Here is a 20,343-nt window from a genome sequence, read left to right on the forward strand (position 1 = left end):
GTGCATCAAGCGTTGGCGCCAACCGCAAATTTGGCGGGTTCACCCTGCACGTATGTGGCGGATACCGCACGGTCCTCGCCCAGCAACGCCAACGAGAACAACAGCTCTTCCAGTGTTTCAGAGCGCGCATTGCGGCGGGCCAGCAGCGGCGTGGCGGCGGGGTCCAGCACGATGAAGTCCGCCTCCGCGCCCGGCACGAAGCTGCCGATGCGGTCTTCCCAACCCAGCGCTTCAGCGGCGCCGCGCGTGGCCAGGTAGAACATCCGCAACGCCGTCAGGTGATAGCCGCCCATGCGCGCGACCTTGTGCGCCGTCCCCATCGTGCGCAGCATCGAGAACGAGCTGCCGCCACCCACGTCGGTCGCCAACGTAAGCGCCAGGCGGTGCGCGTCGTTCTTGTGGAAGTTGTAGAGGCCACTGCCCAGGAACAGGTTGGAGGTGGGGCAGTGAGCCACGGCTGCGCCGGATTCGGCCATGCGTTGGCGGTCACCGTCGTCCAGCCAGATGGCGTGGCCGTAGAAGGCGCCTTTGCGCAGCAGCCCGTAGCGGTCGTAGACGTCCAGATAACTGCGTGCGTTGGGGAACAGGTCGGCCACCCATTTCACTTCGTCGGGGTTTTCTGCGACGTGCGTCTGGATGAAGACGTCCTTGTATTGCTTGGCGAGTTCGGCGCAGGCCTGCAGCTGCGCTTCGCTCGAGGTGGGCGCGAATCGCGGCGTGATGGCGTAGGCCAGACGGTCCTTGCCGTGCCAGCGCGAGATCAGGTCGGCGCTGTCGCGCGCGCCGGATTCGGCCGTGTCGCGCAGGTATTCCGGGCAGTTGCGATCCATCATCACCTTGCCCGTGATCATGCGCATGCCGCGTTGCTGTGCCTGCGTGAACAGCGTCTCGGCCGAGCTGCGATGCACGGTGCTCCAGACCATCGCGCTGGTCGTGCCGTTGCGCAGCAGTTCGTCGAGGAAGAACGAGGCGACGCCGGCGGCGTACTGCTCGTTTTCGAAGCGGCGCTCTTCCGGGAAGGTGTACGTCTCCAGCCAGTGCAGCAGGCCCGGCGACGGCGACGCGATGATGTCCGTCTGCGGGAAGTGAATGTGTGTGTCGATGAAGCCCGGGACGATGAGCTTGCCGCTGTAGTCGTGCAGTTGCGTGCCGAGGGGCAGGTCTTCGCGCAGCGCGGCATAGTCGCCGGCCTTGACCACCTTGCCGTCCGAAACTACGAGCAGGCCGTCTTCCCAGTATTCATAGGCATCGCGCTCGCGATACTGCGGGTCGTGCAGGAAATGCAGCACACGGCCGCGGTAAGCGTGAACGGAATTGGAAGTCGGAGGCATCGTGGTCATCGTCGTCTCGTGGATTTTTAGTGTGCGGCTTTCCAGTGGTCGTCGACCTTGGCAAGCCACAGGGCTTTGTCCTGTTCGGGCAGGAAGGACGCCTCGAAGCTGTTGCGCGCGAGCGCGTGGGCATCGGCCGCAGACAGGTCAAGGGCGTTGAACGTGGCGAGCCAGTTGGTGTTCATGTAGCCGCCAAAGTAGGCCGGATCGTCGGAGTGCAGCGTCACGGCGCAGCCGGCGTCCAGCAGTTGCTTGAGCGAGTGGTCGCGCAGGTCGGGGTAGACCTTCAGTTTTTCGTTCGACAGCGGGCAGACCGTCAGCGCGATGCGTTCGGCGGCGAGGCGCTTGACGAGCGCGGCATCGTCGATGGCGCGCACGCCGTGATCGATGCGCTCCACCTTCAGGATGTCGAGCGCGTCGATCACGTATTGCGCCGGGCCTTCTTCACCGGCGTGGGCGACGAGGTGCAGGCCGAGTTCCTTGCAGCGTGCGAATACGCGTGCGAATTTTTCCGGCGGGTTGCCGCGCTCGGACGAATCCAGCCCCACGCCGATGATGCGGTTGGCCGGGTCCTGGATGTAGGGCAGGGCCGCTTCGAGCGTGTCGAAAGCGTCTTCCTCGCTCAGATGGCGCAGGAAGCAGAGGATCAGCGCGCTGGAGAAACCGTGCTCGCGCTCGGCGTCATCCAACGCGCGGACGATGCCGTGAATGACCACATGCATGGGCACGTTGCGGGCAGTGTGCGTCTGCGGGTCGAAGAAGATTTCGGCGTGGTGGACGTTGTCGGCAAGCGCGCGTGCCACGTACGCGGCGGTCATGTCGTAGAAATCCTGCTCGGTGAGCAGCACGCTGGCGCCGGCGTAGTAGAGGTCGAGGAACGATTGCAGATCGTCGAAGGCGTAGGCGGCGCGTACTTCTTCAACCGACGCATACGGCAGCTTTACGCCGTTGCGCTCGGCCAGCGCGAACATCAGTTCGGGTTCGAGCGAGCCTTCGATGTGGATGTGCAGTTCAGCTTTCGGGCTGGTGGCGATGCGTTCTGCAAGCGCGGAGGAAATCGGCATGATCAGACAGGCGTGGGGACTCGGTAAGGGACCGCCGCGCCGCTGCTTGCGCTGGTGAGCGCGTGTTGTTGCAGCTCTCGCACCTGCAGCAGTTGCGCGACGACGGATACCGCAATGATATCCGGCGCCTTGTCCACAATGCCCGCCACGCCAATCGGGCACACCATTTCCGGCAGGCGCGTAGGGTCCACGCCGTGTTCGACCATGCGATGCTCGAAGCGCGCGCGCTTGGTCTTGGAGCCGATCAGGCCGAAGTAGGCAAAGTCCGTGCGGCGCATGATGCGTTCGCACAGCGCAAGGTCCAACGCGTGGTTGTGCGTCATGACCAGGAAGTAGCTGCCGGCGGGCGCGTGGTCGATCACGACTTCCGGCGTGTCGGTGGATTCGATGACGACATTCGGCGGCACTTCAGCAGGAAACGGGAACATCGCATCGCGCTCGTCCACCCACGTCACGCGGCACGGCAGATGAGCCAGCGCACGCACGATAGCGTGGCCGACATGGCCCGCGCCGCACAGCACGATGGACATGTCGGGCGGCAGCACGGTTTGGGTGAATCCGCGGGCGTCGAGCGTCACGCCGGCTGCGGCTGCATCTCCGATGCTCGCTTCGACAGGCGCCTCCACATCGGTCGGCACAAATCGACGCAGGCTGCGGCGTTGGCGCATGGCGTCGTCCGCAAGCCTGATCCATTCCACATCGCGCGCATCGAGACGCTCCAACGACAGGCGGACCACGCCGCCGCAGCATTGGCCGAGTGCCGGCCCCAGCGGAATGCGCACGAACTGGCGGCGCGCTTCGCCGGTGGTCTCGGGCGCGTCCATCATGGTCTGGGCGATTTCCATCGCGCGCCACTCGAGATGGCCGCCGCCGATGGTGCCGTAGAAACCGTCGATGCCCACCAGCATGAGCGTGCCCGGCTCGCGCGGCGCGGAGCCCTGCACGTCTGTCACCGTGACCAGTACGCACGGCTGCCCGGCCTGCACGGTGGCAAGCACTTCGGCGAAGCGGAATGGGCGCAGTTGCGTGTGGTCCATGGTGTCTCCCAACTCAGGCGGTCAGCGGCGCGCTGCGGATGGCATCCACGGCCTTGAGGATTTCCTCGCTGGTCGCCGGCGCATTCAGCGGCGGGTTCGTGCGGCCATCGCCAACCGCAGCCACCGCATCGCGAATGGCGAAGAACACCGAAAACGGCAGCAGCAGCGGCGGCTCACCCAGCGCCTTGGACCGGTGGATGCTGTCTTCCACGTTGGCGTTGTTGAACAGGCGCACGCGGAAATCCGGCGCAGTCGTTGACCGTCGGGATCTTGTAGGTGGACGGCGCATGCGTCATCAGCTTGCCGTCCTTGTTCCACCACAGCTCTTCGGTCGTCAGCCAGCCCATGCCCTGGATGAACGCGCCTTCCACCTGGCCGATGTCGATGGCCGGGTTGATCGAGCGGCCGGCGTCGTGCAGCACGTCGGCGCGCAGCAGGCGCCATTCGCCGGTCAGCGTATCGACCACCACTTCCGACACCGCTGCACCATAGGCGTAGTAGTAGAACGGGCGGCCCTTGAGCTTGGCTTGGTCCCAGTGCAGCTTGGGCGTGGCGTAGAAGCCGTCGGACCACAGCTGCACGCGGGCAACGTAGGCCTTGCCGATCAGCTCGTTGAACGGCACGCGGCGCGTACCGATTTCCAGATGGTCGCCGACGATCGCCACGGTCTCGATGGGCGCTTCGTAATGCTCGGCCGCAAACGCGATCAGGCGCTGGCGGATCTGGCGTGCGGCGTCTTGCGCAGCCTTGCCGTTCAGGTCGCTGCCTGTGGATGCCGCCGTGGCGGACGTGTTGGCGACCTTGCTGGTGTCCGTGGCCGTCACGCGGATGCGCGAGAACGACACGCCCAGTTCGTGCGCCACGACCTGCGCGACCTTCGTGTTCAGGCCCTGGCCCATTTCGGTGCCACCGTGGTTCACGAGGATCGACCCGTCGTTGTAGACGTGCACCAGCGCGCCGGCCTGGTTGAAGTGCTTTACGTTGAACGAGATGCCGAACTTCACCGGCGTCAGCGCCAGGCCGCGTTTGAGCACCGGGCTGGTCGCATTGAAGGCGCGAATCGCTTCGCGGCGGGCGCGATAGTCGGACGTCGCTTCCAGTTCGTCGAGCAATTCATGGATGACGTTGTCTTCCACCGTCTGCCCGTACGGCGTGACGTTGTTCTTGTCCTTGCCGTAAAGATTGGCGCGGCGCACATCGAGCGCATCCTTGCCGACCGAGCGCGCGATGTTGTCCATGATGTATTCGATCGCGAACGCGCCTTGCGGGCCGCCAAAGCCGCGGAATGCGGTGTTCGACTGCGTGTTGGTGCGCGCGCAGAAGCCATCGATTTCCACCTCGGGCAGCCAGTAGGCATTGTCGAAGTGACAGATAGCCCGCGTCATCACCGGGCCCGACAGGTCGGCCGAGAAACCCGCGCGCGAGGTCATGTCGACCTTGACGCCCTGAATGCGCCCGTCGTCGTCGTAGCCGGCTTCGTAGGCGAAGCGGAAGTCATGCCGCTTGCCGGTGATCATCATGTCGTCGTCGCGGTCCGGGCGCAGCTTGACGGGGCAGGCGAGTTTCCACGCCGCCAGCGAAGCGCAGCAGGCAAACAGGCCCGACTGCGATTCCTTTCCGCCGAAACCACCGCCCATGCGACGGCATTCGACCAGCACCTGGTTGGCATGCCAGCCCAGCATGTGCGACACCATGTGCTGCATCTCGGTCGGATGCTGCGTCGAGCACCACACGTGCATGCCGTTGTCTTCCTTTGGTACGGCGTATGAGATCTGGCTTTCCAGGTAGAACTGCTCCTGCCCGCCCAACGACATCTTGCCGGCTTCGGAGTGCGGCGCGGCAGCGATGCGCTCAGCCGGTTCGCCGCGCTTGAGGTGCATCGGCGGCAGCACGGACTTGCCGGCGGCGCGCGCTTCTTCGGGCGTCAGCAGCGGGGGCAGCACTTCGTATTCGATGTTGCCCAGACGCGCTGCGCGTCGCGCCGCATCGTGCGATGTCGCCACCACGATGAACATCGGCTGGCCGATGAAGTGCACCGTGTCGGTCGCCAGGATGGGGTCGTCGTGGATGATCGGCCCGCAATCGTTCGTGCCTGGAATGTCGGCCGACGTGAATACCGCCACCACGCCGGGCGCGGCCTTCACGCGATCCAGATCCATGTTGACGATGCGCGCATGCGCCTGCGTGCTCATGCCCAGCGCCGCGTGCAGCGTGCCGGCCAGCTCCGGAATGTCGTCGGTGTACGTGGCGGTGCCCGCAACATGCAGGTGCGCAGATTCGTGCGGGCGCGAAATGCCCACCACAGCGCCGCGCTGGCCGGGCATGGCGGCAGCAATATCGGCTTCCGCCAGCAGGAAGGCTTCGGTTTGCTTGTTCATGTTCTTAGGCTGCCGTGAGGGTATTCAATTCGACCGCGCGCACATTGATCTGTTCGGGCGCGAGCGGCGCATCGGCGCGGGTTTCCAGCCAGAAGCGATACACCGTGTTGGCGGCCGAAATGCGGCGGTAATTGTCGGTGGCGCGCATGTCGGTTAGCGGGGTGTAGTCGCGGGACATGGCTGCCATGGCAGCGCGCACGGTCGCTTCGTTCCAAGGCTGGCCGACGATGGCGTTTTCCGTCTCCGTCGCGCGCTTGGAGGTTGCCGCCATGCCGCCGTAAGCGATGCGCGCGCTGCGCACGCGGGTTTCGCCATCCTGGTCGTCCAGTTCAATGGCCAGCGCCGCGCACACAGCGGAAATGTCTTCGTCAAAGCGCTTCGAGAGCTTGTACGTACGGAAGCGCAAGGCATCACGGCCCTCACGTGCGGGAATGCGCAGGCCCGCAACGAACTCGCCTTCTTCCATCGCGTTCTTCTGGTAGGCGAGGTAGAGGTCTTCAAGCGGCAACTCGCGGCGGACTTCGCCACGCTGCAGCACGACGCGCGTGCCGATGGCGATGAGCGCGGGTGCCGAGTCACCGATCGGCGAGCCGTTGGCGATGTTGCCGCCCAGCGTGCCGGCATTGCGGATCGGCAGCGAGGCAAAGCGCTTCCACAATTCGGTCACTTCCGGGTAGTCCGCAGCCAGGAATGCGTAGGCCTTTTCGAGCGAGACGGCAGCGCCGATCTCGATCCAGCCATCACGCTTTTCCAGTGCGTAGAGATCAGCCACCTGGCCGATGTACAGGATGTCGCCCAGGTCGCGGAACTGCTTGGTAACCCACAGGCCGACGTCGGTGCTGCCGGCCAGGATGCGGATGTTCGGATGCGCGGCCTTGATGGCGGCAAAGGCCGATGCTGTGCGCGGTGCGTAGAAGCGTGGCGCGTTCTCGGTGCCGACGGGGGCGTAGCTGAAGGTGTCGTTGCGCTGCAGCTTGCGCAGCGTTTCAGCCAACTGCGTGCGGTCGATGCCTGCCGGCGCGGGGAGTTCGAACATGCGTTCGCCGGCGTCGATGATGGGGCGGTATCCGGTGCAGCGGCACAGGTTGCCGGTCAGCGAATCGCAGATGGTCTGGCGCGACGGGATCGGCGCTTGGTTGCTGGTGTTTTCGTACAGCGCGTAGAGCGACATCACGAAGCCTGGCGTGCAGAAGCCGCACTGGGATCCGTGGCACTCCACCATGGCCTCTTGCACGGGGTGCAGCGTGCCATCCTTGCCGCGCACGTCTTCCACGGTGAACAGCGCCTTGCCGTCCAGCGTGGGCAGGAACTGGATGCACGCGTTGACGGCCTTCAGGCCGACGCTGCCGTCCTCCTGCAGCTCACCGAGCACGACGGTGCACGCACCGCAATCGCCCTCGGCGCACCCTTCCTTGGTGCCGGTGCAGTGTGCGTCTTCACGCAGGTACTGAAGCACCGTCCGGGTGATCGGGGCGTCCGTAACGGTGCGGACCTGGCCGCGGTGGAAGAAGCGGATGGGCTGAGTCTCCATGGGGGTTCTACGCCTGTTTGTGTGTGTAACGGAACCATAGCACCGGGTCAGGAATGCAATATTTGGCCCATGTGATAACCCGCATCGGAAAGCCAAAATCCGGGGTATACCCGCCGGTAGCGGTCTGGCGGCGCGGCGTGCAAGTGACATACACTGAAAGTGTCCCCAAGCACGTTTTTTTGAAGGGTCGGCGCAGCCGATACCCGCCTCCAGATGCACGGCAAAGATCACCTCGATACCTACCTCCTGCGCGTTCTCTACACGCTGCTCACCGAGCAGAGCGTGACGCGCACGGCGGTCAAGCTCGGCCAGTCGCAGCCGGCCATCAGCAACACGCTCAAGCGCCTGCGGGAGATCACGGGCGACGCCATCCTGGTCCGGGGCAAGAACGGCATGGTGCCGACCGAGCGCGGCCATGACCTGCTGACGCTCGCCCAGCAGAGCCTTGAGGCCATGGAGCGTATCGCCCGCCCGTCTCAGGAGTTCGACCCCGGCAACACCACGCGCACGTTCCACCTGGGGGCACCGGATTACCTTGACGCCTTCTTCCTGCCCAACATCGTCGAGCGTCTGCGCAAGCAGGCGCCGCAAGCCAAGCTGGTGGTGCATCCGCTCAATGCCGGGGTCGATTACTTGGCCGCACTGGAGCAGGGCGGCATGGACTTGGTGATCGGCAACTGGCTGTCGCCGCCGGAACATCTGCACATTTCACCGCTGTTTGACGATGAAGTCGTCTGCATGCTGGGTGCGCAGCACCCGTTGGCGCGCAAGGGCATCTCGCTCAAGCACTATGTGGAGATGCCCCATCTCGCGCCCGCGCCGTATGCGGTCATGCAGCGCAGCATGATCGATCAGGCACTTGCCGAGCAGGGGCTGAAGCGGCAGATCCAGGTATCGCTGCCGTATTTCGGGCTGGTGCCGTATGTGCTGATGCGTACTGATCTCGTCTTTACCACCGGTCGCCAGTTCGCGGCGCACTGCGCCCAGTATTTGCCGATCCGCATCCTGCCGGCGCCCATAACGTTTCCGAAGATGCGCTTCTACCAGCTCTGGCATGAGCGCAGCCACGCGGCACCCGATGTGATGTGGCTGCGCCGGATGATTGGTGAAGTGGCGGCCGAGTTGCCGCAGCATTCGCTGTTGGAATCGGCGGTGGCCTGAACCCTGCCGCCAGCCGATCCGCCATGGGTTTCGCCCGGCTCGCTTTCACTTTCCGCTTGCCACGGCCTTCCCGTAATCCGGGAAAAACACCTGCTCCCCGTTGACCTTGAAGTCCGCAATCACTTGCTGACCCGCCGGTGACGTGATCCATTCGATGAGCTTGGTCGCATCGGTGTAGTTGACGCCCGGGTATTTCTTCGGGTTGACCGCGATGATGCCGTAGGGGTTGAACATGCGCGGGTCTCCGGCCAGCACGATGCCGAGGCCCGTCTTGGCCTTGGCGCGGTAGGCGCCGTAGGTCGCGCGGTCCGATAGCGTGTAGGCATTCATCTGCGCCGCCATGTTCAGCACTTCGCCCATGCCGAGCCCTGCGCTCACGTACCACGGCTTGCCCTTCGGGTCGATGTTGGCGGTCTTCCAGTAGGCCTTTTCCATGACATCGGTGCCGGAGTTGTCGCCGCGCGAGATGAACTTGGCGCCGGCTTTTTCGCCCGCCGCAGCGATCGTCTCCATCCCCTGAATGACGTTCTTCTGACCGCGCACGTGGGCCGGGTCCGATTCGGGGCCGACGAGGATGAAGTCGTTGTACATCACGTCGCGGCGGTCGATGCCGCCCCCGGAGGCGACGAAGGCGTCTTCCAGCTGGCGGGCGTGCACGAGCACCACATCCACATCCCCCGATTCGCCCAGCTTGACCGCCTTGCCGGTGCCAACGGCAATCACCTGCACATGGATGCCCGTGGCCGCCTCGAACTTGGGCAGCAGGACCTTCAGCAGACCGGAGTTTTCCGTGCTGGTGGTGGTGGCCATGCGGAGATCGCCAGCATATGCGGTGGTGGCAACCGCCAGCGTCAGGCAAATGAGAGCAGGTAGCCGAAGGGCTTTGGACAATCCGGGCATGTTGTGGGGGTTAGCGCGAAGGCGTGGACGCTTTATGTCGGATGCTGCATGATGGCGGCAACGTCGGGGGCAGCCAGCGACCACGAGATGCCCGCCCCGGAATGAGCAGGATTGTTCTCCCGGGCCACGGCGGAAGTAAATAGGAAACCATAAACATAATGACATTCCAGTTCGAAGTATTTCCGGTGGTGGGGCCGGACGACAACCCGCGTGCGAACGGCAAGGTGTTTCAGTTGCTGCGGGCTGTTCGAGAGACGGGGTCGCTGCACCGCGCGGCGAAGCAGGTGGGGCTGTCATACCGGCACGCCTGGGGGGTGATGCGGTCGTGGGAAGAGATGCTCGGCCGCGCGCTGCTCGACATGGAGCGCGGCCGTGGCGCCTCGCTCACGCTTTTCGGTGAGCGCATGCTGCGCGCTGAGATGCGTCTGCGCGAGCAGCTCGATCCGGTGCTGCATCAGGCCATGGGGCAGTTCCTCTCAGAGTTGGAAGACGCTTCCCAGTCCCAGGCGCGCATCCGTTTTTCGGGCAGTCACGACCCCGCCGTGGAACTGCTGGCCGAGACGTTTGCGCGGCAAAGCCACGGCGCCCATATCGATACGGTGTTCTGCAGCGCCGTCGAGGGGTTGATCTGCCTGCAGGAAAAGCAATGCGAGGTGGCCGGTTTCTACGTGGCGCCGCAGCAAGGTGCGGGCTCGATCGCGCACCAGACCCTGCGCAAGTGGCTGCGCCCGACCGCCGTGCGCCTGATCGCCCTGGCCGATCGCGAGCAGGGGCTGATGATGTCGGCGGAATGGGCGGGGCGGGTGCTGTCGCTCGGGGACCTTGCGCGCACGCAGGCGCGCTTCATCAACCGCCAGCGCAGTTCGGGCACGCGTTTGCTGTTCGATCAGTTGCTGGTGGCGGCCGGGCTGTATCCCGACCAGATCAATGGGTATGACGAGCAGGAATTCTCCAGCGACAAGATCGCCGTGGCCGTCCAGGAAGGGCGGGCGGACGTCGGCTTCGGCCTGCGCCCCGGCGCCGAAGCCCACGGCCTGCACTTTGTGCCGCTGACGCGCGAAACGTACTACCTGGCGGTGCGCCGCAACGACGCGCTGTCGCCCTGGGTGCGCGAGCTGATCGAGCGCATCGGGCAGCCGGCCTTTCGCGAGGGGCTGGCCCATCTCGCCGGCTACCGGCCGACCGAGCACGTTTCGCTGCTCACCGCAGAGCAGGCGCTGCCCTGGCACGCCGACGAGGCCCGCGCGCTGGCCCGCTGAAGTCGTGCGAACATGGCGGGGTTTGCGCCATTGCGCGCCTCGTTCATGTTCCGCCCATGTCACGTTTCTCCGTCTGGACCCAAGCCCTGCGCATGCTGCGCCGCGACTGGCGCGCCGGTGAACTGAACCTGCTGCTCGTTGCGCTGGTGCTGGCTGTGGCCGCGCTGGCGTCCGTCAGTTTCCTCGCCGATCGCATGCATGCCGGCCTGGAGCGCGACGCGCGTCAGCTGATCGGCGCGGATGTGCTTGTCGTGTCCGACCAGCCGCTGCCGCCCGACATCGAGGCACATGCGCGCGCGCGCGGCCTGCAGGTCACGCACACCGCCACGTTCCCCAGCATGGCGAGCACGTTGACCAAGGGCGCGTCGGGCGAACCTGCTTCGCAACTCGCCGCCATCAAGGCCGTCGACGTGGGCTACCCGCTGCGCGGCACACTGAAGGTCAGCGATGACGGTCGGGATACCGCCGGTGCGCCCATTCGGGGCATTCCCGCCGCCGGCACAGTGTGGGTGGATGCACCGCTGCTCGAAGCGCTCGGCCTTCGCGTGGGCGATGCGATACGCCTCGGCACGCGCATCTTCAAGATCGCGCATGTCATCACCCAGGAACTCGATCGAGGCGCGGGCTTCATGAATTTCGCGCCTCGGGTGATGCTGCAGATGTCGGACCTCGGTTCGACGGGCCTTGTCACCTACGGCAGCCGGGTCACGTACCGCCTGCTGGTGGCGGGCCCGGATGCCGCTGCCGGTGCGTTCCACACCTGGGCCGAGAACGAAGCGAAGACGCGCCAGTTGCGTGGCGTGCGCGTGGAATCGTTGCAGAACGGCCAGCCGCAGATGCGCGAAACGCTGGACCGTGCGGAGCGCTTCCTTTCTCTCGTCGCCTTGCTGGCGGCCATGATTGCCGCGGTGGCGATCACCATGGCCGCGCGCCGCTACACCGCGCGGCATACCGATGCGGTGGCCGTCATCAAATGCCTGGGGCTCAAGCAAGGGCAGATTCTCGGCACGTTCGCGCTGGAGTTTTTGCTGATCGGCGTCATTGGTTCGGCGGTGGGCGTGGCGCTCGGTTATGGCGCGCACTGGCTGTTGCTGGCGTCGCTTGGCGACCTCGTCACGGTGACATTGCCCGCGCCATCCGTCTGGCCTGCGGTCGTGGGCGTGACGGCGGGGCTGGTGCTGTTGATCGGCTTTGCCGTGCCGCCCTTGCTCAGCCTCGTGCGCGTGGCGCCGCTGCGCGTGCTGCGGCGAGATGTCGCCGAGCGCGCGGTTGCCGCATGGATCGGCTATGCGCTGGGTGCGGCGGCGTTCTTTGCGCTGCTGGTCGTGTCTGCCCGCGACGTGAAGCTTGGCGCGCTGACCGCTGCCGGGTTTGCCGGCGCCATCGTCGTGTTTGCGCTGCTGGCCGCGGGCGGGTTGCGCGCGCTGGCGGTGTCGCTGGGCCGAGGCCGTGCCTTGAGCGTGGGCTGGCGCTTTGCGCTCGCCGTGCTGGAGCGCCGCCGCGGCGTGAGTGTGCTGCAGACCGTGGCGCTTGCGGTTGGCCTGATGGCGCTGCTGTTGCTCGCCATGACGCGCAACGACCTGATCCGCTCGTGGCATAACGCCACGCCGGCCGATGCGCCCAACCGTTTCATCATCAATATCCAGCCTGACCAGATGCAGGCAGTGGCGCAGGCTCTCGCCCAGGCCGGCGTGGCGGATCCGAAGCTCTACCCGATGGTGCGCGGGCGCCTGACGCAGGTGAATGGCCGGGTCATCGATCGCCAGACCTATGCCGAATCGCGCGCCCGCAATCTGGTCGAACGCGAATTCAACCTGTCGTACGCCACCGCGCAGCCGCCCGAAAATCGCATCGTTTCCGGCCAATGGTTCAGTGGACAAAAGCCCGAGGCTTCGGTGGAAGAGGGCATTGCCAAGACGCTCAACTTGCACCTGGGCGATGTGCTGCGCTTCGACGTCGCCGGGCAGACGGTGGATGCGCCCATCACGTCATTGCGCAAGCTCGATTGGAGTTCGATGCGCGTGAATTTCTTCGTCATCCTGCCGCCCGTGGCGCTGCGCGACATGCCGCAGACCTACGTGACTGCGTTCCGCATTCCCGCCGGGCAGGCCGATCTGCCGGCCAAGCTTGTACGCGAGTTTCCGAACCTGACGGTGGTGGATACCGAACTGATCCTGCAGCAGGTGCAGGGCGTGCTGGACCAGGTAACGGCGGCGGTGGAATTCCTCTTCGTCTTTACGCTGGCGGCGGGTGTGCTGGTGTTGTATGCAGCGCTCTCCGGCTCGCGCGACGAGCGCTTGCGCGATGCCGGCGTGCTGCGCGCGCTCGGGGCGGGGTCCGGCGTAGTACGCCAGACGCAGTACGCAGAGGTGCTGATCGTGGGTGGCCTCGCCGGGCTGATGGCCGGGGTGGGCGCGATCGCCATCGGCTGGGTGCTGTCGGCGTACGTCTTCGATTTTCCGTATCGTTTCAACCCGGCGATCCTGCCGGTGGGCATCGTGAGCGGCATGGCGTGCGCCTTTGTTGGCGGCTGGCTCGGCTTGCGCGACGTGCTGCGTCGCCCGGCCATGGCCACGCTTCGTGACGCGTGACGACGCCCGAATTTTCTTGATGTGATTGACGCTGTATGACTGATGCAACTTCCGGCCAGGAAGCCCTGGCCTTCGACCTGATTGGCGGCGAGGCGCGCGTGCGCGAACTCGTTGACCGCTTCTACGACCTGATGGATCTGGAGCCCGAGTTTGCGGTGCTGCGCGCGCTGCATCCGCAAAGCCTCGATGGATCGCGCGACAAGCTGTTCTGGTTTCTGTGCGGCTGGCTGGGCGGCCCGAATCATTTCATCGAGCGCTTCGGCCACCCGCGGCTGCGCGCCCGCCATATGCCGTTCGAGATCGGCACGCAGGAGCGTGATCAGTGGATGCGCTGCATGGCCCTCGCCATGCAAGACATCGGCCTGGACGAAGCCCTGCAGATGCGGTTGATGCAGGCCTTCTGGCAGACCGCCGACTGGATGCGGAACGTGCAGCGCTAAGGTGCCGCGCGAAAGCGCACCCTACAAGAAAACATTCGAGGAGACCCCGATGATCGGTTTGCCCACCGCAGACGACGTGCTCGCGTTCTGGTTCGGCAATGCGCCGCTGATTGACGCCCGCTCGGAGTGGTTCACCAAGTCCGATGCGTTCGATGCCGAGATCCGCGCGCGCTTCCTGCCGCTGTGGGAGGCGCTTTCCACGGGCGACGCCGACACCTGGATGGACACGCCGCTCGAAGCCATCGCGCGCATCGTCGTGCTCGACCAGTTCTCGCGCAACATGTTTCGCGGCACCGCGCGCGCCTTTGCCAGCGACGCCGCTGCGTTGCATACCGCGCAGATCGTCGTGGCCGCAGGATGGGATGCGCAATTGCCAACGCGCCATCACCGTGTGTTCTGCTACCTGCCGTTCGAGCACAGCGAGGCGCTGTCGGCGCAGGATGAGTCGATTCGCCTTTACACGCGCCTGCGCGACGAGGAAGGCGATGCGGACCCGCTCATCTGGGCGGAGAAGCACCGCGAGATCGTGGCGCGCTTCGGGCGCTTTCCGCATCGCAACGAAGCGCTCGGGCGCGTTTCCACGCCCGAGGAAGTGGAGTTTCTGAAGCAGCCAGGGTCGTCGTTTTAGCGCTGACGGGGCTTATGTGCGCTCTCGGCGCTCCGACCATTTGTCGACCGTCTCGCGTGGCGCACGCGCCAGCATGTCGATCAACGCTGCAGGGTCGTCGCTCACGTGCAGCAGGTCAGCGTGGTGACGCTTGAGGAATCCTTCCTGCACCGCATGGTCGATGAAGGCCAGCAGCTTGTCGTAGAAACCGGCCACGTTCAGCAGGCCGATGGGCTTGTTGTGATAGCCGAGTTGCAGCCACGTGAAGGTCTCGAACAGCTCTTCGTAGGTGCCGACGCCGCCCGGCATGGCGATGAAGGCATCGGCACGATCGGCCATCATCTGCTTGCGCTGGTGCATGCTGTCGACGATGTGCAGTTCGGTCAGCTCCTTGTGCCCGACCTCCTTGCGCACCAGCGATTTCGGGATGATGCCGATGACCGGCTTGCCACCGTGGAGCACCGCATCGGCCACCACGCCCATCAGGCCGACATTGCCGCCACCGTAGACGAGCGTGAGGTCGCGCTTGACCATCTCGTTGCCCAGCGCGATGGCGTTGGCTTTGTATTCCGGGCGCTCGCCCGGGCTGGAACCGCAATAAACGCAGATCGATTTCATTTAGCAGGGGTGTTGTTGCTTGGGGTGCCCGGGGTGCCGGTGGGCGGATCGTTGCTGCGGCTCACCGCCAGCAAATCGAACGCCCGGCGCGGCTTGCCACGCAGGTAAGGCGCGAGGATCGACAGGATGTGGTAGCTCGCGCCGTGCAGGTGGTCACGGATCGCGTTCTGGTCGTTGTACTGGCGCGGGTGCTGGACGAACTGGAACGACAGCCAGTAGGTGGCGATCACGACGATGTTGGTGCAGATGACGTCGACTTGCTCCGCCGTGGCTTCCATCTCGCCGTCTTCGATGAACTGGTGGCAGATGTCCATGGCGAAGTGGCGTTTCTGCTCGACGATGCGCTTGAAGTTCAGTTCAAGCATGCGGTTGCGCGCGAGCAGATCGTTGATGTCGCGGTACAGGAAGCGGTAGTTCCAGAGAAACTCCGACATGTACTGCAGGTAGCCCCACGTCTCGTCGAGTGTGGCCTTGTGGTCGTCCGGCAGCTTCAGGCGACGCGCGATCTCCTGCTCGAACTGCACGAAGATCGAGTTGATGATGTCGTCCTTGTTGCGGAAGTGGTAGTACAGGTTGCCCGGGCTGATCTCCAGCTCTTCGGCGATCGTCGTGGTCGTGACGTTGGGCTCGCCCAGTTCGTTGAACAGGCGCAGCGACACTTCGAGAATGCGATCGCGCGTCCGGCGCGGGCCGGTGGAATGCTGCTTGGTTTCCATTGAACTGCCAAGGCCGGTGGCCCTGTCTCCGTGGCGTATTGGTGCCCGGATTATAAGAGATCGTGCTTGTGCAACGACCCCCACATGCTGCGGGGAATACATTGCCAAACGTTGTCGCCGGCTTTTCGCTGGTGTTCCTAATGCAACAGCGACACCGCCCACGGCCAGGCGATCGCCACCCACGTCCCCACACACAGCAGCAGGGCGAGCATGACCGCTGCGCTGCCGAAATCCTTGGCCCGCTTGGACAGCCCGTGCTGCTCCAGCGAGATGCGGTCGACCGCCGCTTCCACGCTTGAATTGAGCAGTTCCACGATCAGCACCAGCACCAGCGTGCCGAGCATCAGAATGCGCTCGACCACGGTGGCGGGAATGACGAATGCGCACGGCAGCAGGATCGCGCACAGCGTCAGCTCCTGGCGGAACGCGCTTTCCTCGTCGATGGCGAAGCGGATGCCGCTGATCGAGTTCTTGAGCGCAAACCACGCGCGCGTGATGCCGCGATTGCCTTTATGCGGGTTGTCGGCCGGCGAGTACGCGCCTGGCGCCGGCGGTGCGGGCGGATTGTCCAATCGCCGATCCGGCGGGGTGGTGGGCTTCATGGAACGCAAGGCTCAGGCACCCGCAGCGGTGGACGGCTCGGCGGCCTTGGTGTTGCCAGCGGAGGCTGCGGGCATCGGACGCAGGTGCGCGAGGAATTGCTCCGAGGCGGCGCGCCATGAGAACTTCTCGGCATGCGCACGCGCCGTGGCGCGGTCGATGCGCAGCGCTTCCAGGCAGGCTTCGCGCAAGTCTTCGCGCATCGCGCCAGCCGGCGAATCGCCGAGTACGTCGATCGGGCCCGTCACCGGATACGCGGCCACCGGCAGGCCGCTGGCGAGTGCCTCCAGCAGTACCAGGCCGAACGTGTCTGTGCGGCTGGGGAAGACGAACACATCGGCCGAGGCGTACACCTTGGCCAGCTCCGGCTGCTTGAGCACGCCGAGGTAGCTGGCATTCGGGTACTTCGCCTTCAACCCGGCCAGCGCGGGGCCTTCACCCACCACCCATTTCGAGCCCGGTAGATCCAGCTCCAGGAAGGCTTCAACGTTCTTTTCCACGGCCACACGGCCGACGTACAGGAAGATCGGGTGCGCCGTGTTGAGCACGTTGCTGCGCTGGGCGGTGAAGATGTCCAGATCGACGCCGCGCGTCCACAGCACGCCGTTGGTGATGCCGTAGTCGGCAAGGTCTTTCAGCACCACGGGCGTGGGCGCCATCACGGCCTGGGCGGGGCTGTGAAACCAGCGCAGGAAGCGATACGTCCAGGCCAGCGGAATGCCGAAGCGCGCCTGCACGTACTCCGGAAAGCGCGTGTGGTAGGCCGTCGTATAGGGCAGCTTGTGGCGCAGCGCATAGGCGCGTGCGGCCAGACCCAGCGGGCCTTCGGTCGCGATGTGTAGCGCTTGCGGGGCGAACTGTTCGATGCGCTCCCGCACGCGCTTGGACGGCAGGATCGACAGGCGGATTTCCGGATACGTCGGGCACGGCACCGTCTTGAATTCCAGCGGCGTGATCATGTCGACGATGTGCCCCATGGCCTCCAGCTCGCGACGCGTCTGGGTGAGGGTGCGGACGACGCCGTTGACCTGCGGTTCCCAGGCATCGGTGACGATCATGACTTTCACGGGCTCTCCTTGGGGGGTAGGGTGGGCGGCAGCGGGCTGCACGAGGTCGATGCTGGTGTGGGTCATAGAGGCTTCCATCAGGCGGCGGCCGCAGCGGCACGGCGTGCGCGGCGGGAGGTGCGCGGCGCATCGAGCAGATGCGTCCAGTAGACGATCTGCAGTTCGCCTTCCATGGTTTCGACCAGTGCAGAGAGGCTCTCCACCCAGTCGCCGTCGTTGCAGTAGAGCTGGCCGTCGATCTCGCGGATTTCGGCCTTGTGGATATGCCCGCAGACCACGCCGTCGCAGCCGCGGCGGCGCGCTTCGTCCGTCATCACACGCTCGAACGAATTGATGAAGTTCACCGCGTTCTTGACTTGGTGCTTCAGGTATTGCGACAGCGACCAGTACGGAAAACCCAGCCGCCCGCGGATGCGGTTGAAGTGCCGGTTCATCGCCAGGATGAACGTGTAGAGCGAGTCGCCGACGTAGGCCAGCCAGCGCGCGTGCTGCATCACGCCGTCGAACAGGTCGCCGTGCACGACCCACAGGCGCTTGCCCGTGGCGGTCACGTGCACAGCGTCTTCAGCGACCTCGATATCGCCAAAGTTCAGGCCGTGGAACTGGCGCGCCATCTCGTCGTGGTTGCCCGGGATGAAGACGACGCGTGTGCCTTTGCGCGCGCGGCGCAGCACCTTCTGCACCACGTCGTTGTGGGCCTGCGGCCAGTACCAGCCCTTGCGCAGTTGCCAGCCGTCGACGATGTCGCCCACCAGGTACAGCGTGTCCGATTCGTGATGCTTGAGGAAGTCGAGCAGGTAGTCGGCCTGGCAGCCCGGCGTGCCGAGATGGATGTCCGACAGCCAGATCGTGCGGTAGCGCTGGATTTTTTCGGCGGGCGGGTCAGTGTCGCTGTCGGCCGAGCGATCGGGCGCCAACGTCGAAGCCGGCGTGGCGACCGGTGCCTCGTGCTCGCGCACATCGCCCCGACCTGCCGGTACAGCCGAGCCCAGCGCACCCGCAGCGGCGAGTCCGGCGGCCATTTGCATCAGCGGCGGTGGAGCGTTCCAGTCGGAACCGGTGAGGGGAGCAGCGCGAAAGCGTTGCGCGAGGCGGCGGAGAAATCCGGGGTGCGATGGCAGATTTGGCAGGACCATGTCGGCAACAGAGGCTGCGTTGGACGGATTTCGCCATCGCTGCATGAAAAAGCCGTGTCAGAAACATGACCGTCACGTGACGTGGTCGCTGGGAAGGGGGCGCGAACGCCGAAGAATTGCGCCAGGCGCGGGTTTCAGGCAGACGGGGCCGCAGCGCTGTTTTCGATGCGCGCGAGTTCCGCCAGCACGGCATCGCGCACGCGCGCGTCGCATAGCAGCGACACATGGCCGACGCCCGCGAACGGAACATGCCGGGCGCCTTCCAGCCAGGAAGCGCCGGCCGGCCCGACGATGGAGTCGTGCCACGAAAAAATCGACGTGATGCGTGCTCGTACAGCCGGCGTTTCGGACGCTGCAAGCTGGCGCAACCAGGGGCTGGCCCAAGCCATCTGGCGCACGTTGTGGCCGCGACCGCTTCGGGCCATGGCCGTGCCGCGATGTGGCGTGCCGAGTGTGATGACGTGGGCAACAGCGCTGGGCTCCGTCTGGCGCAGCAACGCTCGTGCGGCGAGCCCGCCCATGCTGTGGCAGAGCAGGACGGGCGGACGGCCGTGCAGGCGCGTCAGGCGCGCGACAGCGGCGGCAATATCCCGGGCGTAGTCATCGATATCGCCCAGCAGCGGCATGAGGTCGATGGCGTCGGTCGGGTGGCCGGCAGCGGCTACATGTTGCTGCATCGGCAGCCATACCGCGCGATTGCAGCCATAGCCGTGGATCATCAGCACAGGCACGCGCTTGCCGCCGCCCGCCGGTGCATCGAACGCGGCGCTCGCGCGGAACGGTTGCAGCACGTTGAACATCCATGCCACGCATACACATTCACGCAACCAACATGCGATGAAACCGGCGATGCCGATGCGGTGTTCGTGAGGTACGGGCATGCGGTCCCACATGGGGTCGTCCGGTATCGCGGTGCCCAGGCTCTTCAACGACACCAGGAACGCCCACCCGACCGAAACGAGATACCCGAGTATCAGCGCTGCGCCTGCGAGCAACGTCGCTGCGGGCCAACTCCATCCGCCCCAGCGATATGCCGCCCAGCCAACGGCCGGCGTCGCCACACCTTGCAGCGCCACGGCAATACGGCGCGCGGTGGCCGCAGTCAGGAAGGCGAGGGGGACGGGGGAGGTGGGGAGATCGGCGCGCGTCATGGTGAAAGTCGTCGCCGACTGTAAAGGCAATCAGTCGCGCACCAGCCGCGTGCCGGCCAGCCGATCATGCAGAAACTGGCGTTGCGGATCGAGCCACGCCAGTGCGCCCCAGGCCAGCAGGCACGCCAGCGCGACAGCGGCGCCGGCCCAGCGGGACGCCCCGCTCAGGTGGATCACGCCGACGGCCGCAGCCACCCACATCCAGGCCAGCAGGTAACGCGCAACGGCTCTGCCCAGCGAAATAGGCGATCCATCGGCGTTGACCACACGCATGCGCCACGTCTGCATCGCGAGCGTCTGGCCGCGTTTACGCCAGAACCAAACGAAGTACAGACCGAGTGCGAGAAAGCCCCACACCTGCAGGCCGACATCGCCGGTGCGCGCGAGCGGCGGCACGATCAGGCGCAGCAGCAGAAAGATGGCCGTGGCGCCAAACATGACGCCAAACAGCAATAGGCCTTCGTACAGCATCGCGGCAAGACGGCGGCGCAGCGTGGGCGCGGCAAGCGGATCAGGTGCCGCAACGGGTGAAGACGAGGAAGCGGAGGTGGCCATCGAACAGAGTGTGAGCGCTGTGCGCGCAATGCGTCATGTGCCGGCGCGGAGGTCGCGCTGCACGCGGTTCGGATTATGCCAAAAGGGTTGGGCCGCCTCAGCCGCCCAGCACCGTGGAGGGCGGCGGATTGCCTGACTCGCCACCGGTGGTAGTCGGCGGCGCAACAGGGTGCACCGTGGAGGGCGGCGCGCTAGCGGGTG

General features: G+C 65.5%; 17 protein-coding genes and 1 pseudogene. 5 read left to right on the forward strand and 13 right to left on the reverse strand.

The window, feature by feature from the left end; translation table 11 throughout:
• Window positions 1-5 precede the first annotated feature (5 nt).
• The 5 genes and pseudogenes from guaD to xdhA all read right to left on the reverse strand — a co-directional run bounded on the left by guaD (window position 6) and on the right by xdhA (window position 7,341).
• The gene (gene guaD, locus FUT88_RS09135; RefSeq protein WP_147214690.1) at window positions 6-1,340 is read right to left on the reverse strand and encodes a guanine deaminase; all 1,335 of its coding nucleotides are present in this window, start codon (window positions 1,338-1,340) and stop codon (window positions 6-8) included.
• A 17-nt stretch (window positions 1,341-1,357) separates the two neighbouring features.
• Window positions 1,358-2,395: an adenosine deaminase gene (locus tag FUT88_RS09140; RefSeq protein ID WP_102066428.1), complete on the reverse strand. Its 1,038-nt coding sequence runs from the start codon at window positions 2,393-2,395 to the stop codon at window positions 1,358-1,360.
• Window positions 2,396-2,397: 2 nt separating this feature from the next.
• A complete protein-coding gene (xdhC, locus tag FUT88_RS09145) occupies window positions 2,398-3,432 on the reverse strand; it encodes a xanthine dehydrogenase accessory protein XdhC (protein ID WP_147214691.1) in 1,035 nt (344 codons plus the stop codon).
• 13 nt (window positions 3,433-3,445) lie between these two features.
• Window positions 3,446-5,810, reverse strand: a pseudogene (xdhB, locus tag FUT88_RS09150) (xanthine dehydrogenase molybdopterin binding subunit).
• A 4-nt stretch (window positions 5,811-5,814) separates the two neighbouring features.
• On the reverse strand, window positions 5,815-7,341 hold the full coding sequence (xdhA, locus tag FUT88_RS09155) for a xanthine dehydrogenase small subunit (RefSeq protein ID WP_147214692.1): 1,527 nt from the start codon (window positions 7,339-7,341) through the stop codon (window positions 5,815-5,817).
• A 213-nt stretch (window positions 7,342-7,554) separates the two neighbouring features.
• On the opposite strand from xdhA, the gene FUT88_RS09160 reads away from it, so the two are divergent.
• Window positions 7,555-8,502, forward strand: coding sequence for a LysR substrate-binding domain-containing protein (locus tag FUT88_RS09160; RefSeq protein ID WP_147214693.1), 948 nt, complete (start codon window positions 7,555-7,557; stop codon window positions 8,500-8,502).
• Between the two features lie 45 nt (window positions 8,503-8,547).
• Here the strand turns inward: FUT88_RS09160 and FUT88_RS09165 are convergent, their stop codons facing one another.
• Window positions 8,548-9,402, reverse strand: a complete 855-nt coding sequence (locus FUT88_RS09165; protein WP_147214694.1) for a substrate-binding domain-containing protein — start codon at window positions 9,400-9,402, stop codon at window positions 8,548-8,550.
• 158 nt (window positions 9,403-9,560) lie between these two features.
• On the opposite strand from FUT88_RS09165, the gene FUT88_RS09170 reads away from it, so the two are divergent.
• Genes FUT88_RS09170 through FUT88_RS09185 form a run of 4 tightly spaced genes read left to right on the forward strand, consistent with a single transcriptional unit; the run spans window position 9,561 to window position 14,320 of the window.
• Complete coding sequence (locus FUT88_RS09170; RefSeq protein WP_147214695.1) at window positions 9,561-10,661, forward strand: substrate-binding domain-containing protein; 1,101 nt, start codon at window positions 9,561-9,563, stop codon at window positions 10,659-10,661.
• A 56-nt stretch (window positions 10,662-10,717) separates the two neighbouring features.
• Window positions 10,718-13,252, forward strand: coding sequence for an ABC transporter permease (locus tag FUT88_RS09175; RefSeq protein WP_147214696.1), 2,535 nt, complete (start codon window positions 10,718-10,720; stop codon window positions 13,250-13,252).
• A gap of 35 nt (window positions 13,253-13,287) precedes the next feature.
• The gene (locus tag FUT88_RS09180; RefSeq protein ID WP_147214697.1) at window positions 13,288-13,692 is read left to right on the forward strand and encodes a group II truncated hemoglobin; all 405 of its coding nucleotides are present in this window, start codon (window positions 13,288-13,290) and stop codon (window positions 13,690-13,692) included.
• A gap of 49 nt (window positions 13,693-13,741) precedes the next feature.
• Window positions 13,742-14,320: a DUF924 family protein gene (locus FUT88_RS09185; protein WP_147214698.1), complete on the forward strand. Its 579-nt coding sequence runs from the start codon at window positions 13,742-13,744 to the stop codon at window positions 14,318-14,320.
• Window positions 14,321-14,332: 12 nt separating this feature from the next.
• On the opposite strand, the gene FUT88_RS09190 is transcribed toward FUT88_RS09185, so the two are convergent.
• From FUT88_RS09190 to FUT88_RS09220, 7 genes are all read right to left on the reverse strand, one after another.
• The gene (locus FUT88_RS09190) at window positions 14,333-14,917 is read right to left on the reverse strand and encodes a TIGR00730 family Rossman fold protein (RefSeq protein WP_147214699.1); all 585 of its coding nucleotides are present in this window, start codon (window positions 14,915-14,917) and stop codon (window positions 14,333-14,335) included.
• Window positions 14,914-15,633 (reverse strand): TetR/AcrR family transcriptional regulator, encoded by a 720-nt coding sequence (locus FUT88_RS09195; RefSeq protein WP_147214700.1) that lies wholly within the window; start codon window positions 15,631-15,633, stop codon window positions 14,914-14,916. The genes FUT88_RS09190 and FUT88_RS09195 overlap by 4 nt, the downstream gene beginning before the upstream one ends.
• Before the next feature lie 137 nt (window positions 15,634-15,770).
• Window positions 15,771-16,235, reverse strand: a complete 465-nt coding sequence (locus FUT88_RS09200) for a diacylglycerol kinase (RefSeq protein ID WP_147214701.1) — start codon at window positions 16,233-16,235, stop codon at window positions 15,771-15,773.
• A 12-nt stretch (window positions 16,236-16,247) separates the two neighbouring features.
• Window positions 16,248-17,291, reverse strand: coding sequence for a glycosyltransferase family 4 protein (locus FUT88_RS09205; protein WP_186829263.1), 1,044 nt, complete (start codon window positions 17,289-17,291; stop codon window positions 16,248-16,250).
• Between the two features lie 86 nt (window positions 17,292-17,377).
• On the reverse strand, window positions 17,378-18,328 hold the full coding sequence (locus FUT88_RS09210; protein WP_147214702.1) for a UDP-2,3-diacylglucosamine diphosphatase: 951 nt from the start codon (window positions 18,326-18,328) through the stop codon (window positions 17,378-17,380).
• Between the two features lie 242 nt (window positions 18,329-18,570).
• Window positions 18,571-19,587 carry an esterase/lipase family protein gene (locus tag FUT88_RS09215; protein WP_147214703.1) on the reverse strand — a complete coding sequence of 339 codons (1,017 nt, stop codon included), beginning with the start codon at window positions 19,585-19,587 and terminating at the stop codon, window positions 18,571-18,573.
• A 30-nt stretch (window positions 19,588-19,617) separates the two neighbouring features.
• Window positions 19,618-20,142, reverse strand: coding sequence for an RDD family protein (locus FUT88_RS09220; RefSeq protein ID WP_147214704.1), 525 nt, complete (start codon window positions 20,140-20,142; stop codon window positions 19,618-19,620).
• Window positions 20,143-20,343: the final 201 nt, after the last annotated feature.

Origin of the sequence: Ralstonia sp. TCR112, assembly GCF_007997035.1 — a bacterium.
GTDB classification, from domain to species: Bacteria; Pseudomonadota; Gammaproteobacteria; order Burkholderiales; family Burkholderiaceae; genus Ralstonia; species Ralstonia edaphi.

What these genes read in the sequence shown, in the direction of transcription:
- guaD (WP_147214690.1), bottom strand. Translation starts at nt 1,340, where the DNA reads ATGACCACGATGCCTCCGACTTCCAATTCCGTTCACGCTTACCGCGGC.
- FUT88_RS09140 (WP_102066428.1), bottom strand. Translation starts at nt 2,395, where the DNA reads ATGCCGATTTCCTCCGCGCTTGCAGAACGCATCGCCACCAGCCCGAAA.
- xdhC (WP_147214691.1), bottom strand. Translation starts at nt 3,432, where the DNA reads ATGGACCACACGCAACTGCGCCCATTCCGCTTCGCCGAAGTGCTTGCC.
- xdhA (WP_147214692.1), bottom strand. Translation starts at nt 7,341, where the DNA reads ATGGAGACTCAGCCCATCCGCTTCTTCCACCGCGGCCAGGTCCGCACC.
- FUT88_RS09160 (WP_147214693.1), top strand. Translation starts at nt 7,555, where the DNA reads ATGCACGGCAAAGATCACCTCGATACCTACCTCCTGCGCGTTCTCTAC.
- FUT88_RS09165 (WP_147214694.1), bottom strand. Translation starts at nt 9,402, where the DNA reads ATGCCCGGATTGTCCAAAGCCCTTCGGCTACCTGCTCTCATTTGCCTG.
- FUT88_RS09170 (WP_147214695.1), top strand. Translation starts at nt 9,561, where the DNA reads ATGACATTCCAGTTCGAAGTATTTCCGGTGGTGGGGCCGGACGACAAC.
- FUT88_RS09175 (WP_147214696.1), top strand. Translation starts at nt 10,718, where the DNA reads ATGTCACGTTTCTCCGTCTGGACCCAAGCCCTGCGCATGCTGCGCCGC.
- FUT88_RS09180 (WP_147214697.1), top strand. Translation starts at nt 13,288, where the DNA reads ATGACTGATGCAACTTCCGGCCAGGAAGCCCTGGCCTTCGACCTGATT.
- FUT88_RS09185 (WP_147214698.1), top strand. Translation starts at nt 13,742, where the DNA reads ATGATCGGTTTGCCCACCGCAGACGACGTGCTCGCGTTCTGGTTCGGC.
- FUT88_RS09190 (WP_147214699.1), bottom strand. Translation starts at nt 14,917, where the DNA reads ATGAAATCGATCTGCGTTTATTGCGGTTCCAGCCCGGGCGAGCGCCCG.
- FUT88_RS09195 (WP_147214700.1), bottom strand. Translation starts at nt 15,633, where the DNA reads ATGGAAACCAAGCAGCATTCCACCGGCCCGCGCCGGACGCGCGATCGC.
- FUT88_RS09200 (WP_147214701.1), bottom strand. Translation starts at nt 16,235, where the DNA reads ATGAAGCCCACCACCCCGCCGGATCGGCGATTGGACAATCCGCCCGCA.
- FUT88_RS09205 (WP_186829263.1), bottom strand. Translation starts at nt 17,291, where the DNA reads ATGATCGTCACCGATGCCTGGGAACCGCAGGTCAACGGCGTCGTCCGC.
- FUT88_RS09210 (WP_147214702.1), bottom strand. Translation starts at nt 18,328, where the DNA reads ATGCAAATGGCCGCCGGACTCGCCGCTGCGGGTGCGCTGGGCTCGGCT.
- FUT88_RS09215 (WP_147214703.1), bottom strand. Translation starts at nt 19,587, where the DNA reads ATGACGCGCGCCGATCTCCCCACCTCCCCCGTCCCCCTCGCCTTCCTG.
- FUT88_RS09220 (WP_147214704.1), bottom strand. Translation starts at nt 20,142, where the DNA reads ATGGCCACCTCCGCTTCCTCGTCTTCACCCGTTGCGGCACCTGATCCG.